The sequence below is a fragment of the Cupriavidus metallidurans CH34 genome (assembly GCF_000196015.1).
GTDB lineage: Bacteria > Pseudomonadota > Gammaproteobacteria > Burkholderiales > Burkholderiaceae > Cupriavidus > Cupriavidus metallidurans.
This window is the reverse complement of the sequence record NC_007973.1, coordinates 3473221-3487158: the sequence shown is the minus strand read 5'-3', so window position 1 is coordinate 3487158 and position 13938 is coordinate 3473221. Positions and strand designations below refer to the sequence as shown.

At 65.7% G+C, this 13938-nt stretch carries 16 protein-coding genes; 7 read left to right on the top strand and 9 right to left on the bottom strand.

Annotated features, from left to right (window positions below; genetic code table 11):
• Window positions 1-30: 30 nt before the first annotated feature.
• From RMET_RS16110 to RMET_RS16100, 3 genes are all read left to right on the top strand, one after another.
• Window positions 31-1542, top strand: coding sequence for a chloride channel protein (locus RMET_RS16110; protein ID WP_375199111.1), 1512 nt, complete (start codon window positions 31-33; stop codon window positions 1540-1542).
• 184 nt (window positions 1543-1726) lie between these two features.
• A complete protein-coding gene (locus RMET_RS16105; RefSeq protein WP_011517692.1) occupies window positions 1727-2068 on the top strand; it encodes a hypothetical protein in 342 nt (113 codons plus the stop codon).
• Between the two features lie 101 nt (window positions 2069-2169).
• Window positions 2170-2922, top strand: coding sequence for a hypothetical protein (locus RMET_RS16100; RefSeq protein ID WP_011517691.1), 753 nt, complete (start codon window positions 2170-2172; stop codon window positions 2920-2922).
• Window positions 2923-2945: 23 nt separating this feature from the next.
• Here the strand turns inward: RMET_RS16100 and dapB are convergent, their stop codons facing one another.
• Together dapB and RMET_RS16090 are read right to left on the bottom strand one after the other, a co-directional pair.
• A complete protein-coding gene (gene dapB, locus RMET_RS16095) occupies window positions 2946-3755 on the bottom strand; it encodes a 4-hydroxy-tetrahydrodipicolinate reductase (RefSeq protein WP_011517690.1) in 810 nt (269 codons plus the stop codon).
• Window positions 3756-3835: 80 nt separating this feature from the next.
• Entirely contained in the window at window positions 3836-4285 is a 450-nt protein-coding gene (locus tag RMET_RS16090) for an Lrp/AsnC family transcriptional regulator (RefSeq protein WP_008643127.1), read from the bottom strand.
• Between the two features lie 148 nt (window positions 4286-4433).
• Between RMET_RS16090 and RMET_RS16085 the strand changes: the two genes are divergently transcribed.
• From RMET_RS16085 to RMET_RS16075, 3 genes are all read left to right on the top strand, one after another.
• Window positions 4434-5627, top strand: coding sequence for a saccharopine dehydrogenase C-terminal domain-containing protein (locus RMET_RS16085; RefSeq protein ID WP_011517689.1), 1194 nt, complete (start codon window positions 4434-4436; stop codon window positions 5625-5627).
• Window positions 5624-7147, top strand: coding sequence for an L-piperidine-6-carboxylate dehydrogenase (amaB, locus tag RMET_RS16080; RefSeq protein WP_011517688.1), 1524 nt, complete (start codon window positions 5624-5626; stop codon window positions 7145-7147). The genes RMET_RS16085 and amaB overlap by 4 nt, the downstream gene beginning before the upstream one ends.
• A gap of 171 nt (window positions 7148-7318) precedes the next feature.
• Window positions 7319-7510 carry a hypothetical protein gene (locus tag RMET_RS16075; RefSeq protein ID WP_008650882.1) on the top strand — a complete coding sequence of 64 codons (192 nt, stop codon included), beginning with the start codon at window positions 7319-7321 and terminating at the stop codon, window positions 7508-7510.
• Between the two features lie 66 nt (window positions 7511-7576).
• Here RMET_RS16075 and RMET_RS16070 read toward each other — a convergent pair whose 3' ends face one another.
• The 6 genes from RMET_RS16070 to hemA form a co-directional block, all read right to left on the bottom strand.
• Entirely contained in the window at window positions 7577-8191 is a 615-nt protein-coding gene (locus RMET_RS16070) for a UbiX family flavin prenyltransferase (RefSeq protein ID WP_011517686.1), read from the bottom strand.
• A gap of 31 nt (window positions 8192-8222) precedes the next feature.
• Window positions 8223-8534, bottom strand: a complete 312-nt coding sequence (gene grxD, locus RMET_RS16065) for a Grx4 family monothiol glutaredoxin (RefSeq protein ID WP_008650878.1) — start codon at window positions 8532-8534, stop codon at window positions 8223-8225.
• Between the two features lie 118 nt (window positions 8535-8652).
• Window positions 8653-9516, bottom strand: coding sequence for a peptide chain release factor N(5)-glutamine methyltransferase (gene prmC / locus RMET_RS16060; RefSeq protein WP_029308603.1), 864 nt, complete (start codon window positions 9514-9516; stop codon window positions 8653-8655).
• A 156-nt stretch (window positions 9517-9672) separates the two neighbouring features.
• The gene (locus RMET_RS16055; RefSeq protein ID WP_011517683.1) at window positions 9673-9996 is read right to left on the bottom strand and encodes a hypothetical protein; all 324 of its coding nucleotides are present in this window, start codon (window positions 9994-9996) and stop codon (window positions 9673-9675) included.
• Window positions 9997-10158: 162 nt separating this feature from the next.
• Window positions 10159-11241, bottom strand: a complete 1083-nt coding sequence (prfA, locus tag RMET_RS16050) for a peptide chain release factor 1 (RefSeq protein ID WP_029308602.1) — start codon at window positions 11239-11241, stop codon at window positions 10159-10161.
• Window positions 11242-11343: 102 nt separating this feature from the next.
• Complete coding sequence (gene hemA / locus RMET_RS16045; RefSeq protein WP_029308601.1) at window positions 11344-12648, bottom strand: glutamyl-tRNA reductase; 1305 nt, start codon at window positions 12646-12648, stop codon at window positions 11344-11346.
• A 146-nt stretch (window positions 12649-12794) separates the two neighbouring features.
• On the opposite strand from hemA, the gene RMET_RS16040 reads away from it, so the two are divergent.
• Window positions 12795-13055, top strand: a complete 261-nt coding sequence (locus RMET_RS16040) for a hypothetical protein (protein ID WP_375199112.1) — start codon at window positions 12795-12797, stop codon at window positions 13053-13055.
• Between the two features lie 50 nt (window positions 13056-13105).
• Here the strand turns inward: RMET_RS16040 and RMET_RS16035 are convergent, their stop codons facing one another.
• On the bottom strand, window positions 13106-13873 hold the full coding sequence (locus RMET_RS16035) for a 5'-methylthioadenosine/adenosylhomocysteine nucleosidase (protein WP_029308600.1): 768 nt from the start codon (window positions 13871-13873) through the stop codon (window positions 13106-13108).
• Window positions 13874-13938: the final 65 nt, after the last annotated feature.

The window sequence follows — 13938 nt, the reverse complement described above, 5'->3', positions numbered from 1 at the left end:
CCCCGCTGCCAACGCTCACGCATCGACGCCATGACCGATTCCGCCGAGCCGCCCGATTCGTCCAACTCTTCCGGTTCCTCCGATCCCACCAAAGCCACGTCGCCTTCTGGTGCCGGCAAGCCCCCAGATTCCGCATCCACGCGACACCCGGACCAGCCCGACCGCCTGAGCAAGTTGCGCTTGCACGCGCGCAGCACCGCATTCCGCAAGACACGTCAGTTTGGCCGAATTTCGCGCACCACCATTCGCTATGGTGCGTTCATGTGCGGCGCGGGCTTCGTGGCGTTGTTCTCGATCGTCTTTGCCTATATCGCCGAAGTGGCGCTGAACTGGAACGCGAAGCTGACGACGGCCACGCCGTGGCTGGCGTTCGTGATCCTGCCGTTCGGGCTGGCCGCATTGCGCTGGCTGACCATTCGGCTGGCGCCGCAGGCGCGCGGCAGCGGCATTCCGCAGGTGATCGCCGCCGTGACGCTGCCGCCTGCGGGCGTTGCGCAGACCGTGCTGGTCTCGTTCCGGCAATCCATGTGGAAGGTGTTGCTGACGACCGGCGCATTGCTCGCCGGCGCCTCGGTGGGCCGTGAAGGGCCATCGGTTCAGGTCGGCGCCGCTGCCATGCTGGCCTGGGGCCGCTTGTGTCACGAGAAGCTCCAGTTTCGCATCGGATTTCATCCGAACGCGCTGATCGCGGCCGGTGCGGCCGGTGGTCTTGCCGCGGCATTCAACACGCCGCTGGCCGGGGTGGTGTTCGCGATCGAGGAATTGGGCCGTGGAACGTCGGTGCGTTGGGACAGGCTGGTGCTATCCGGCGTGCTGACGGCAGGCTTTCTGTCGCTGGCAGTGCTCGGCAACAATCCGTACTTCAGCGTCAAGGTGCCGATGCTGGTGCTGCACGACGCCTGGGGGCCGGTGCTGCTCTGCGCCGTGGTCAACGGCGTGATGGGCGGGCTGTTCGCCAAGCTGCTGATCGCGGGGGTGCCGGGCCTGACACCGTCATCGTGGCGCGGCTGGCTGAACGCGCATCCGGTCATGGTGGCGTTCTTCTGCGGCCTGATCGTGGCCGCGCTCGGCTGGGCAACCGCTGGCGCGACGTTCGGCACGGGCTATGAGCAGGCATCTGGCCTGATCAACGGCACGCCACACAGCACGATCTGGTTCGGGCTGGCGAAGTTCGTTGCCACCGTGGTGTCGTATTTCGCGGGCATCCCTGGTGGCATCTTTACCCCCTCGCTGGCCATCGGCGCGGGCATCGGCGACACCGTGTCCCATTTCCTCTCGGGCGCGACCGAGCCGCGCGTGCTGGCGCTGGTGTCGATGGCCGCATTCCTGGCCGCCGCCACGCAGGCGCCGATCACCGCCAGCGTGATCGTGATGGAGATGACCCGCACGCAGGATCTGACGATCTACCTGCTTGCGGCGTCGCTGCTGGCGTCGTTCCTGTCGCGCCAGTTCAACCCGCATCCGTTCTATCACCACATGGGCCACGCCTTCCGCCGCGAGGCAATGTCGATCGGCCGGAAGTCAGCGTCAGCGTCCGCGTGACGCGTGGTTGCCACCGCTGCCAGAGGAAAGGCGCAGTGGTGGCACGGTGGAGCCGCTGTGGCGGACACGGCCACTTTGTCTTAACATGTGCCGCGCGTGGACCGGGGGCTGCAGACCGGCGGCCACGCGTGTGTACCGGCGGCACACTGATACGTCGGCAATCGATGCAATCGGGGAGCAGGGGATGGCCACGCAACGACCAGTCGGCACGCGCTCGACCAGCAGATCCACCAGCAAGGCTTCGACCAGTACCAGTACCAGTACCAGTACCAATAACAGCACGCAAGCCGGGGCGCCGGGCAGCCAGCCTCGGCGCGAAACACCCCGGGCGGTGGACCTTGGTGCGGACACCACCATCTGGCACACGCGCGGATTGCAGACCAACTCCCGTATGCGCATGCCCGTCATGCAGCGCACCCCGTCGCGCCAGCTTCCACCTAGCCCGATACCGCGCCTGATCCTGTGGGCGGTGCTGATCGGCCTCGCGCTGGTATGCTTCAACGCCGTGAAGCACATGCTCCGCTAGCCGCCTCGGCCAATCTGTCGACCAGACGTCACTCCGGTGGACGGGTTTGAACCCTCGGCGCGGGGCCGACTCCAACGCGGAGCCGTTTTCAGGAGTGAGTTTTGAGATTGCCTCTTGCCGGGCTGGCGCTCGCCAGCCTGCTGGCGACGTCCGTCGCCCATGCCGCACCCGCAACACCCGCGAAACCCGCCACGCCTGCCGTAGCTGCCGCGCCGGCCCCCACCGGGACTGACGCGCTGGCCCAGATCCTTGGCACGCTCGAGATCGGCAACCCGCTGCCCGCGCTGCCGGATTGTGCCGATCACCGCACGCCGGATGGCAAGGACGTGACAGCGCTATGCGTCGAGCTGCGCGGCGACGGCACCATGCGCCAGATTGGCGTGCCGCGCGACAAGCGTCCGGTATTCATGGATGGCCCGCACCTGCTGGCATTCGTCGACGGCAATGCGCTGGTGGGCGTGATGGTGCCGACCGATGGCATCAAGTCGCAGGATGCCGCCGAGCAGTCGCTCTCCGCGCGCTACGGCAAGCCGTTCCGCAAGGAAATGGTCGACATGAAGGACAAGGCCGGCAATGCGGTGAAGACCATTCACGCGGGCTGGATGCATCGCCCGCTGACGGTCGAGCTGTACGCGATTCCGGAGGACCCGTCCGAAGGCACGATCGAACTGCTGCTGCCGCAGGCGCGCGCGCTGATGGCCAACCGCGATGCCGCGGTGGCCAAATCGCTCGCGCCACCGGCGTCAGACGCGGCGGCGAAGCCCGGCAAGGGGACCGAGAAAGCCGAGAAGGCCGAGAAGGAGAAGGCGGAGAAGAAGGCGCCCGTCAAACCGGTGAACCCCGGCAGCTGGTAAGGCGTCCGGAGTCGTTGGGCTCGTCAGAGCCCTTCCATCACCTTGTCGAGTCCGCGGACCACGCCGCGCACGGTGTGGACCTTGCGGATCGCCAGCAGTCCACCGGACACGTACGGCTTCGAGCCATCGCCGGCTTCGTGCTTCAGGTGCAGGCGCTGGCCATCGGCGCCGAAGATCACCTCCACGCCGAGCTGGTAGCCGGGCAGCCGCACCGCGTGCACCTGCGTGCCCGACATCGTCGCGCCGCGCGTTTCCTTCGGGCCGTTGACCTCGTCGATCGGCACCACCTGCGCGGCGGCCTTGACCTGGCCGAGCCGGAATGCGAGTTCGCGCACCGTGCCCGACGGCACGTCGACCTTGCCAGCCTTGGCGTAGTCAATGATTTCCCAGTGCTCCAGATGGCGCGCGGCCATTTCGGCAAACTTCTGCAGCAGCACCACCGTGATCGCGAAATTGCCGCAAGCCAGCACGCCACGATCTGCCTTGCGCGCGGCGGCGTCGATTTCCACGTAGTCGTCGTCCGTCAGCCCAGAGGTGCCCACCACGACGTGCGCGCCGCGCGCCAGCGCCTGCAGGATGTTGTGCTTTGCGATGGTCGGCTTGGTGTATTCGACGTAGACGTCGTAAGGCGTCTGGTTTAGTTCCTCGATGCTGGCCACGGCAATGCCCGGAGTGTCGGCGTGCCCCGTCAGTTTCGCCAGTGCCTGTCCCGCCGCGCCACGCGACAGGCCCGCCACCAGTGTCATGTCGGCGGCATGTGCCACGCCGCGTGCCAACTCGCCACCGGCCCAGCCGGTGACACCACCGACGGCAACGCGAATGTCATTGTTCATATTGGTCTCCGCTCTTGAGTACGTAGAGGATAGTGCAGCAGCGCGGTAGGCGCCCGGCAGGGCCGGTTGGCCAGCTTCGCCTAGCCAGCGGCCCGTCGCCGGTCGATCTTCCGCGCCAGCACGATCGACGTCTGGGTGTGATTGACGCCATCGAGCATCCCGATTTCATCGAGCAGTTTGTCGAGCCGCGCATGCGAGTCGCAGCGGATCACCGCCATGTAGTCCACCGGGCCGCTGACCGAATTGAGTTCCTCGATTTCCGGGAAGCGTTGCAATGCGCGCACCACGGCAGGGGATGCCTTGGGCTGCACGGAGAGCCCGCAGAACGCCAGGATCGCGTTGTCCTCCATCTGGCGGCCCAGCCGCACGCCGTAGCCGGCTATCACGCCGATCTTCTCCAGGCGCGCGATGCGCGCCACCACGGTGGTACGGGCGATGCCAAGCGCGCGCGCCAGGTTTGCAGCGCTCTCGCGTGCGTTGGCCTGCAGCAGGGCCAGCAGGTGCCGATCGGTCTGGTCGAGTTCCGCCATGGCTCGCTCTGACGATTCGTCAGTATTAAACGTCGATACGTCGGATTATGCCGGGCTTTCGTCAATCTTGTGGCTACAAAACGTGCGCGTTGCTGCCCATACTTCAGTCACAACGAATGCTTTCCATGACCTTCTGACGGAGCCCGCCATGCAACCCTCAACGCTTGGTCCCGCCGCCGTGCGCGACCTGACCCTGGCTCCACGGCCGCTATCCGTGGTGGTGCTCGGCGCTGGCAAGATCGGCCGTGTGATTGCCGCGATGCTGGCCGCCTCGGGCGACTACCGCGTCTGCCTGGTCGATCACGACGCGCACCGGCTCGACGGCATGCCGCGCCAGATCGCCGTGCGCGCGGGCGATCCAACCGAACCCGGCACCTGCGCGGCGCTGCTGGCCGGCGCTGATGCGGTGCTCAATGCGCTGCCGTTCCATGCCGCCGTCAACGTGGCAAAAGTGGCAGCGCGGCTTGGCGTGCACTACTTCGATCTGACCGAGGACGTGGCCGCCACCCGGGTGATTCGCGAACTGGGGCGGAGTGCGCGTGCCGTGCTGATGCCCCAGTGTGGGCTCGCGCCGGGTTTCATCGGCGTGGTCGGCCACGACCTCGCGCAGCGCTTCCTGCGCGGCGGCGGCGAACTTCTCGATTTGCGGATGCGCGTGGGCGCGCTGCCGCGCTATCCGAGCAACGCACTCAAGTACAACCTGACGTGGAGTACCGAGGGGCTGATCAACGAGTACTGCAACCCGTGCGAAGCCATCGTCGACGGTCGGCGCGTGGAACTGCCCGCGCTGGAAGGGCATGAGACCTTCGCACTGGACGGCGTCGAATACGAGGCCTTTAATACATCTGGAGGGCTGGGCACTTTGCCAGACACCCTGGCAGGCCATGCGCGGCAAGTCGACTACAAGTCGATCCGCTACCCCGGGCACTGCGCGCAGATGAAACTGCTGCTGAATGACCTGCGGCTGCGCGAACGGCGCGAGTGGCTGCGCGAGATCTTCGAGCACGCGATTCCGGTTACCGAGCAGGACGTGGTGATCGTCTTTGCCAGCGCCACCGGGCATCCGCCCGGCGTGAGGGGCGAAGGCAAGCGTGGACCGCTCACGCAGGCATCGTTCTCCGCGCGCATCGGCGGCATGGCGGACTTTGCCGGGATTGGCCACGTCAACGCGATCCAGCTGACCACGGCGGCGGGCATCTGCACGGCGCTCGACCTTGTGGCCACGGGCGTGCTGCCGCAGGCCGGGTTCGTGCCGCAGGAAGCCATGCCGCTCGACCGGTTCCTGGCCAACCGCTTCGGCCAGCACTACTCGCATCATCCGCTACAGGAGACGCTCGCATGAAAGCGCAAGAGATCGCAGCTTGCTGGCAGGCCATGGACCTGCCGCCACCGTGGACGCCAGCCGAAGGCGCCGCGCCAGGCGTGCTGGCCGTGCGTTCGCCGATCGACGGCGAGGTGTTCGGCCAGCTTGCGATGTGTGATGCCGCGCTGGCCAACGCGCGGATCGCGCGCGCCCATGCGGCCCAGACCACCTGGGCGCTGACGCCCGCGCCAGCGCGGGGCGAGGTGGTGCGGCGCTTTGGCGAGGCGCTGCGCGCAAACAAGGATGCGCTCGGGCGACTGGTCTCGCTGGAGTCCGGCAAGATCCTGCAGGAAGGCCTTGGCGAAGTGCAGGAGATGATCGATATCTGCGACTTCGCGGTAGGGCTGTCGCGCCAGTTGCACGGACTGACGATCGCCTCGGAGCGGCCCGCGCACGCGATGCGCGAAACCTGGCATCCGTATGGCCTGTGCGGCGTGATCTCGGCCTTCAATTTTCCGGTGGCCGTGTGGGCGTGGAATGCCGCGCTGGCGCTGGTCTGCGGCAACGGCGTGGTGTGGAAGCCGTCGGAAAAGACACCGCTTTGCGCGCTGGCCGCGCAGGGATTGCTCGATCGCGTATTCGAACGCCACGCGCCACAGTTCGACGGGCTCAGCTGCGTGCTGACCGGCGGCCGCCAGCTTGGCGAGCACCTCGTGCAGCATCCGGCCGTGCGCTTGATGAGCGCGACCGGATCGACGCGCATGGGCCGCGAAGTCGGCATGGCCTGTGCCGCGCATTTCAAGCGGGCGATTCTCGAACTCGGCGGCAACAACGCGGCGATCGTCACGCCATCGGCCGAGCTTGAAATGACGATTCGCGCGATGACGTTTGCGGCGGCGGGCACCGCCGGGCAGCGATGCACCACGTTGCGGCGCGCCTTTGTCCATGCCGATCTGATCGAGACCGTCACCAATCGGCTGCGACAGGTGTTCGCCCGGCTGCCGGTTGGCGATCCGTTGGAAGACGGCACGTTGGTGGGGCCGCTGATCGATCATGCGGCGGGCGATACGATGGCCAATGCGCTGGCGAGTTGCCGTGCCCAAGGGAACGTCGTGCACGGCGGAGAGCGTCTGCTTGGCGACCGCTATCCCCATGCCTGCTACGTGCGGCCCGCGCTGGTACTGACCGACGCGCAGCACGACACGATGCTGACCGAGACGTTCGCGCCGATTCTCTATCTGATGCCATACACCTCGCTGGATGAGGCCATCGCGCTCAATAACGCAGCGTCGCACGGGCTGTCGTCGTGCATCTTCACCGAGTCGTTGCGGGAAGCCGAGCGGTTTCTGTCATCGGCGGGCAGCGATTGCGGCATCGCCAACGTCAATATCGGCACCAGTGGCGCGGAAATCGGCGGCGCCTTTGGCGGCGAAAAGGCGACCGGCGGTGGTCGGGAATCAGGCTCGGATGCGTGGAAGGGCTACATGCGGCGTGCCACGAACACCATCAACTATGGCGATGCGTTGCCGCTGGCACAGGGTATCCGCTTCGACGTTTGATCGGATATATGTGCGGATGTGTGAGTAAAGCGCACGTATATACATGCGCGAATACGTTGCGAATCGTAACAAGGGTTACAGCAGCTTGACGCTGTATTACCAGACCCACCCGTATAACGTTCTTGCAGGTAGCAGCATCACTACAAGGACGCGGAAATGAAAAAAATATTGATGGGTTTGGCAGTGGCTGGCGCAGCCATGCTTGGCGGTTGCGCGGTGTACCCCACGCCGTACGGACCAGCCGTGGCACCGGCGCCGATCGCTGTGGCCCCCGCGCCGGTCTATGTGGGTCCGCCTGCCGTGGTGGTGCGGCCGTATGGCGGTTACTACGGCTACTACGGCCGTCGCTATTACCACTGGTAAGGCGAATGGCGGGCACATCCCTCGTCCACCATCGGGAGAGGGGTGTACGTGGCTGGCGTCAGCGCTTCAATCTTCCGCGCTGTTGTTCAGCCCACCCCAGCCGGGCGCGAGCTTTTCGCCGATCTCGCGCAGATCGACCAGGTCGAGTACTCGTCCGACCGTGTGGTCGACCAGTTCGTCGATTGTCTGTGGCTTCTGGTAGAACCCGGGCACCGGCGGGAACACGATCCCACCCATTTCCGTCACCGCGGTCATATTGCGCAGATGCGCCAGATTTAGCGGTGTTTCCCGCACCATCAGCACCAGCTTGCGCCGCTCCTTGAGCGTGACGTCCGCCGCGCGCGTGATGAGGTTGTCGGAAAGGCCGTGGGCGATTGCCGCGAGGGTGCGCATCGAGCAGGGCGCCACGATCATCGCGTTGGCGCGGAAGGAACCGCTGGCGATCGTCGCGCCGATGTCGCGCACGTTGTGAACCACATCGGCCAGCGCTTCCACTTCGGCGCGGCCCATGTCGAGTTCGTGCTGCAGGTTCATCACGCCGGCGGGCGACATCAGCAGATGCGTTTCCACATCGGCCACCCCCTGGAGCGCTTGCAGGAGCCGGACGCCGTAGATGGCGCCCGTCGCGCCCGTGATGGCGATGATCAGCCGTTGCGGCGCGCGGCCGTTGGTCACAGGCATGATGTGCTGGAGCGCGAAGGCCGTCAGGCCATCAAGCCTTCAGCAGCGATTGCAGTTCGCCGTTCTGGTACATCTCCATCATGATGTCCGAACCGCCGATGAACTCGCCGTTCACATAGAGCTGCGGAATCGTCGGCCAGTTGGCGTATTCCTTGATGCCCTGGCGGATCCCTTCGTCTTCGAGCACGTTGACCGTGGTCGGGGCGTCTACGCCACATGCCTTCAGGATCTGGATGGCCCGGCCCGAGAAACCGCACATCGGAAATTGCGCGGTGCCCTTCATGAACAGGACCACGGGGCTGCCCTTCACGATCTGGTCGATCTTCTGCTGTACGTCACTCATGATTGATATGCGTTCTGGTTGCGCGCGGCGCCAGGCTGGCACCGCTGAAATGGGGGGAGCGGTCCGGATTTTACCGGATTCGGGCCCTGCCTTCAGGTAGGGGTATTCGGGCTGGAAATCAACCGCGCAGGCGGCCACCGCTGCAGCGCTCGAGCCCGGCCAGATCGCGCGTGGTGAAGACCTCGACAAAGCCCGCCTCGGCCAGCTGCGCGCGCATGGCGGCGCCCTGGTCGTAACCGTGTTCCATCAGCAGCCAGCCGCCCGGCAGCAACCGCGCGGTGGCGCCCGCCACGATGGTGGCCAGGTCGCTCAGACCGTCTTCATGATCGGTCAGCGCGTCGATCGGCTCGAACCGCAGGTCGCCTTCCACCAGATGGGGGTCACCCTCCGCGATGTACGGCGGATTGCTGACGATAAGGTTGAAGCACAATCCGACCGGCAAGTCCTCATACCAGTCGGAAACCAGGAATCGGATGTTCTCGGCCTGAAGCGCGCGGGCGTTGTCTTCGGCCACCATCAGCGCGCCACGGGAGATATCGGTGGCCCAGACTTCGGCGTCGGGCCGCTCGCGGGCGATCGTCACGGCCAGGATGCCCGAGCCCGTGCCCATGTCCAGCACGCGTGGCGCCTTGACGTCGGCAATGCGCGCCAGCGATGCCTCGGCGGCCACTTCGGTATCTGGACGAGGGATCAGCACATCGGGGGTGACGCGGAAGGTACGGCCGAAGAACTCACGCTCTCCAATCAGATAGGCCATGGGTTCCCCGGTCAGCCGGCGGGCCAGCAACGTGGCAAATGCATCACGTTTTGGCGCGTCCAGATGGTCGTTGTCACGCGTGATCAGCTGCGTGCGCGTGAATCCCGTCACATGCGAGAGCAACATGCGGGCCTCCAGCACCGGTAGGCCGGCGATGGCTGCGAGGGTCAGCGCCTCGCGCAGCGTGGGGGCGGGCGGCAGCGCGCCCTGAGGACTCGGGGACATCGGCTTACTACTGACTTCGACCATCTGGGGAACCGGTACGCCAGTTTGCAAAAAACCCCGTCGGAACATCCCGACGGGGTTTTGCGCGGCATTTTGTGATTAGCGCCTAGTGTAAGCCGATTCCGGCCCCACCGCGCGCTGAATCACGTAGGGGATTTACTTGTTGACGGCGTCCTTGGCCTTGTCGGCGGTGGAGTTGACGGCGTCCTTGGCTGCATCCTTGGCGGCGGACATGGCGCTGCCGGCATCGGCCTTGGCCTTCTCGGCGGCAGCCGATACATCGGCGGCGGCATCGCTGGCGGCAGCCTTGGCGGCATCCGCGGCATCCGATGCAGCGGCGGCTGCGCTGCTGGCGGCGGCCTTGGCCGATTCCGCTGCGTTCTGCATCGCGGCGTCGGTATTCGTTTGCGGAGCCTCTTCCTTCTTGCCGCAGGCGGTCAGGGCGGCGGTGATCATCAGCAGAGCGAGCAGTTTTTTCATGATTTCATCCTTGTATGTCTGTTGGAGGAGTGAACTTCCATCCAGACTTCGGAACCCTTGAGCCTTGAAAGTGACGCATCGGGGTGGTCTGGTCGAAATCGATTATAGACAGTGCGTCTTTCCCGGCTAGTGCTGTTTCAAGCATTTACCTCAGTTACATATTCAGGATTCCTCACCCAGGGCGGCCAACTGGTCGGCCTGGTGCTCGGCGGAGAGTGCGGAAATCAGCTCGTCGAGGTCGCCATCCATGATCATGTCGATCTTGTAGAGCGTCAGGTTGATACGGTGGTCCGTCACCCGGCCTTGCGGGAAATTGTAGGTGCGGATGCGGTCGCTGCGGTCGCCAGAACCGATCAGATTGCGGCGCGTGTTGGCCTCTTTGGCCTGCGCCGCGCGGAGCTGCATGTCCTTGATGCGCGCGGCCAGCACCTTCATCGCTTTTTCCTTGTTGCGATGCTGGCTTCGGTCGTCCTGACATTCGACCACGATGCCCGTCGGCAGGTGGGTCAGGCGCACGGCGGAGTCAGTCTTGTTCACGTGCTGGCCGCCCGCGCCCGACGCGCGGAACGTGTCAACGCGCAGATCCGATGGGTTGATCTCGACTTCCCCAACCTCGTCCGCTTCCGGCATGACGGCCACGGTACAGGCCGACGTATGGATGCGACCCTGCGATTCGGTGGCCGGCACACGCTGCACGCGATGGCCACCCGACTCGAACTTGAGCCGGGAAAACGCGGCATCGCCAGCGATCCGGACGATCACTTCCTTGTAACCGCCAAGGTCCGAGGGCGACTCGCTCATGATCTCGACCTGCCAGCGCCGACGTTCCGCATAACGCGTGTACATGCGGAGCAGGTCGGCGGCGAAAAGCGCGCTTTCCTCGCCGCCAGTGCCGGCGCGGATTTCGAGCAACAGGTTGCGGTCGTCGTTCGGATCCTTCGGCAGCAACAGGGTCTGCAGCGAGTTTTCGAGTGACTGGAGACGCTCGCGGGCCGCGTCGATTTCATCGGCCGCAAACTCCTTCATCTCTGGGTCGTCAAGCAGCGCCTGCGCCGTGGCCAGGTCATCCTGGGCCTGGCGATACTGGCCGTACTGCTCCGCCACCGGCGACAGCTCGGCATGTTCGCGCGACAGTTTGCGGTACTGGTCCATGTTCGCCGTCGCGTCTTCGCGGGCGAGCAGGGCGTTGACTTCATCGAGTCGTTCGGCCAATTGGTCGAGCTTGGTGGAAATGCTGGCTTTCATCTTGGCGGAGGAATTCGGAGTCGCGGGGGGCATTGGCGGGCCGCGCAGATCGACACGCGGATGCCGGACGCTGGCGTGCGCCAGCGTTGAAGCGGGGAGCGGCTAGCGCTCGGAGTGGCTGCTGTGGCGGAACAGGCCCGGCACCAGGCGCAGCAGCGCCTCGCGGTCCTCGCCCTGGGTGTGGTTCAGCGCGTGGGTCGGGCCGTGCAGGAACTTGCGGGTCAGCGCGCCAGAGAGCGCCTCGAGCACGGCCGCGGGGTCGTCACCGCGCGCCAGCATCCGGCGCGCGCGTTCGACTTCGGCCTGGCGGATCGCCTCGCCCTGCGATTGCAGTTCGCGGATGACGGGCACGACGCTGCGCGTCTCCAGCCAGTGCATGAAATTCAGCACGCGGGAATCGATGATGGCCTCGGCCTGCGCCACGGCAGCCTGACGCAGCGCGTTGCCTTCGCGCACGACGGCGCCAAGGTCGTCGACGGTGTACAGGAACACGTCATCCAGGCGTGCAACTTCAGGCTCCACGTCACGCGGTACGGCAAGATCGACCATCATGATCGGGCGATGCTTGCGGCGCTTGACCGCGCGTTCGACCGCGCCCAGGCCGATGATCGGCAGCGAACTCGCGGTGCAGGAGACGACGATGTCGAATTCATGCAGACGGTCGCCAAGGTCCTGCAGGCGGATCGCCTGGGTGGTCAGCCCCTGCTCGGACAACTGTTCGGCCAGCTTTTCGCCGCGTTCGACGGTACGGTTGGCCACCACGATCTGGCGCGGCGTCTGCGCGGCGAAGTGCGTGGCGCACAGTTCGATCATCTCGCCGGCGCCGATGAACAGCACGCGCTGCGTGGAGACGCTCTCGAAAATGCGCTGCGCCAGGCGAACCGCAGCGGCCGCCATCGACACTGAATGCGCGCCGATCTCGGTCTGGCCGCGGACTTCCTTGGCCACCGCGAACGTGCGCTGGAAAAGCTGGTTCAGGTACGTGCCCAGCGCGCCGGCCTCACCGGCGGTGCGCACCGCATCCTTCAACTGCCCCAGGATCTGCGTTTCGCCGAGCACCATCGAGTCCAGGCCGCTGGCCACGCGAAACGCATGGCGCACGGCTTCCGACTGGGGCAGCGCGTACAGGTGCGGCGCCAATTCAGAAGCGGGGACGTTGTGATGCTGCGCCAGCCAGCGCAGCGTGTGCTCGAAACCTTCCTCGCCCGGCTTCAGCACGTCGGTCGCGCAGTAGATCTCGGTGCGGTTGCAGGTGGAGAGAATGGCGGCTTCGGTACCGTTGCGACCCGAGAGGTGGGTGCGCAGTGCGCCAAGCGCGGGTTTGATCTGCTCAAGCGGAAACGCCACACGTTCGCGGAGCGAGACGGGTGCCGTGGTGTGATTGATACCGATCGCGAGCAGTTGCATTTGTGGGGTTTGCGTGCCATCCGGAACTTCGCCGGAAGCGATGGTCATTATACCGCTCGGCTGCAAGGTTGCAGGAATCGAGGCGATTTGTTCCACCTGCAGTATTGTTATGCCGTGGCCGCCGGAAAGTGGCCGAAACGACACGAATGACACGGAGGAAGCGGATGCTCGGCTTGGCGGTGGTGGGCGCAGTGGTTGGACTGGCGGGGCGGCAGATGCATCCGTCCGGACGCGTCGTCAGCCTGCCAGCCGCGCTACTGCTGGGCGCGGCGGGTGCGCTGGCCGCTTTCTACACCGGACGCGCGGCGCATTTGTTCACCGATGGCCAACTGCTTGGCTGGGGTGCGGCGATCATCGGCGCGGCCGTGCTCGTGGGTGTCTGGGGTGTTGCGCGTCCGCGTCGGTAACGGGTGAACAGACGAAAAAGTCAGGAATCTCCGAGCATTTTTGTCGGGATTCAAGCCTTTGCATCAAGGAATCGACGCAGGATCGCCCCGGAGTAGTGACTGGCGACGTCACGTAGAAATGACGAAAAATCCACATGCGCGGTGTCGTCGGCCCGGTCCGAGATCGTTCGCAGTAGCGCGTAGGGCACGCCATATTCGTAGCAAATCTGCGCCAGGGCGGCGCCTTCCATTTCCACGGCCTGCAGCGCCGGCAATTGCTCGCGCAATCCGCTGACCGCCGCCGGCGAGCCGATGAACTGGTCGCCGCTGGCGATCATCCCCACGTGCAGGCGCGGATCGCGCACCCCGAAGCGAGCCAGCACGCCATCCGGGACTTCAGTGGCCAGATCTTGCCGAAGGAAGTCCTCGGCGGCCTGGCGCAAAGCGCCGGTGAGGCCGGGATCGGCCGGGAATTCGGTCCGGGCGAGCAACGGCACTTCGTGGCGCGGGAACAGTGGCCGGGCGTCCAGATCATGCTGGACGGTGCGGTCGGCCACCACGATATCGCCCACCCGAACCTCCGGGCCGACACCGCCGGCCAAGCCGGAGAAGACGATCTCGTTCACACCGAACTCGCGGATCAGCGTGACCGTCGTGGCCGCCGCGGCCACCTTGCCGATCCGTGCCAGCACCAGCACCACCGGCTGGCCGTGCAGCGTGCCGCTGTAGTAATCGCGCATCCCGATCGTGCGCTTCGTGGCGCGCGCGTCCTCATGGCGCATGGCGGCGATCAGCCCGTCGACTTCATCGTGCAGGGCGGCAAGAATGCCGAGGGTCATGGCAGGCAGGGCGGAAAACGCGGGAAACGAAGAGAGCGCCAGCATACCGGTGTGCCGACGGGGGC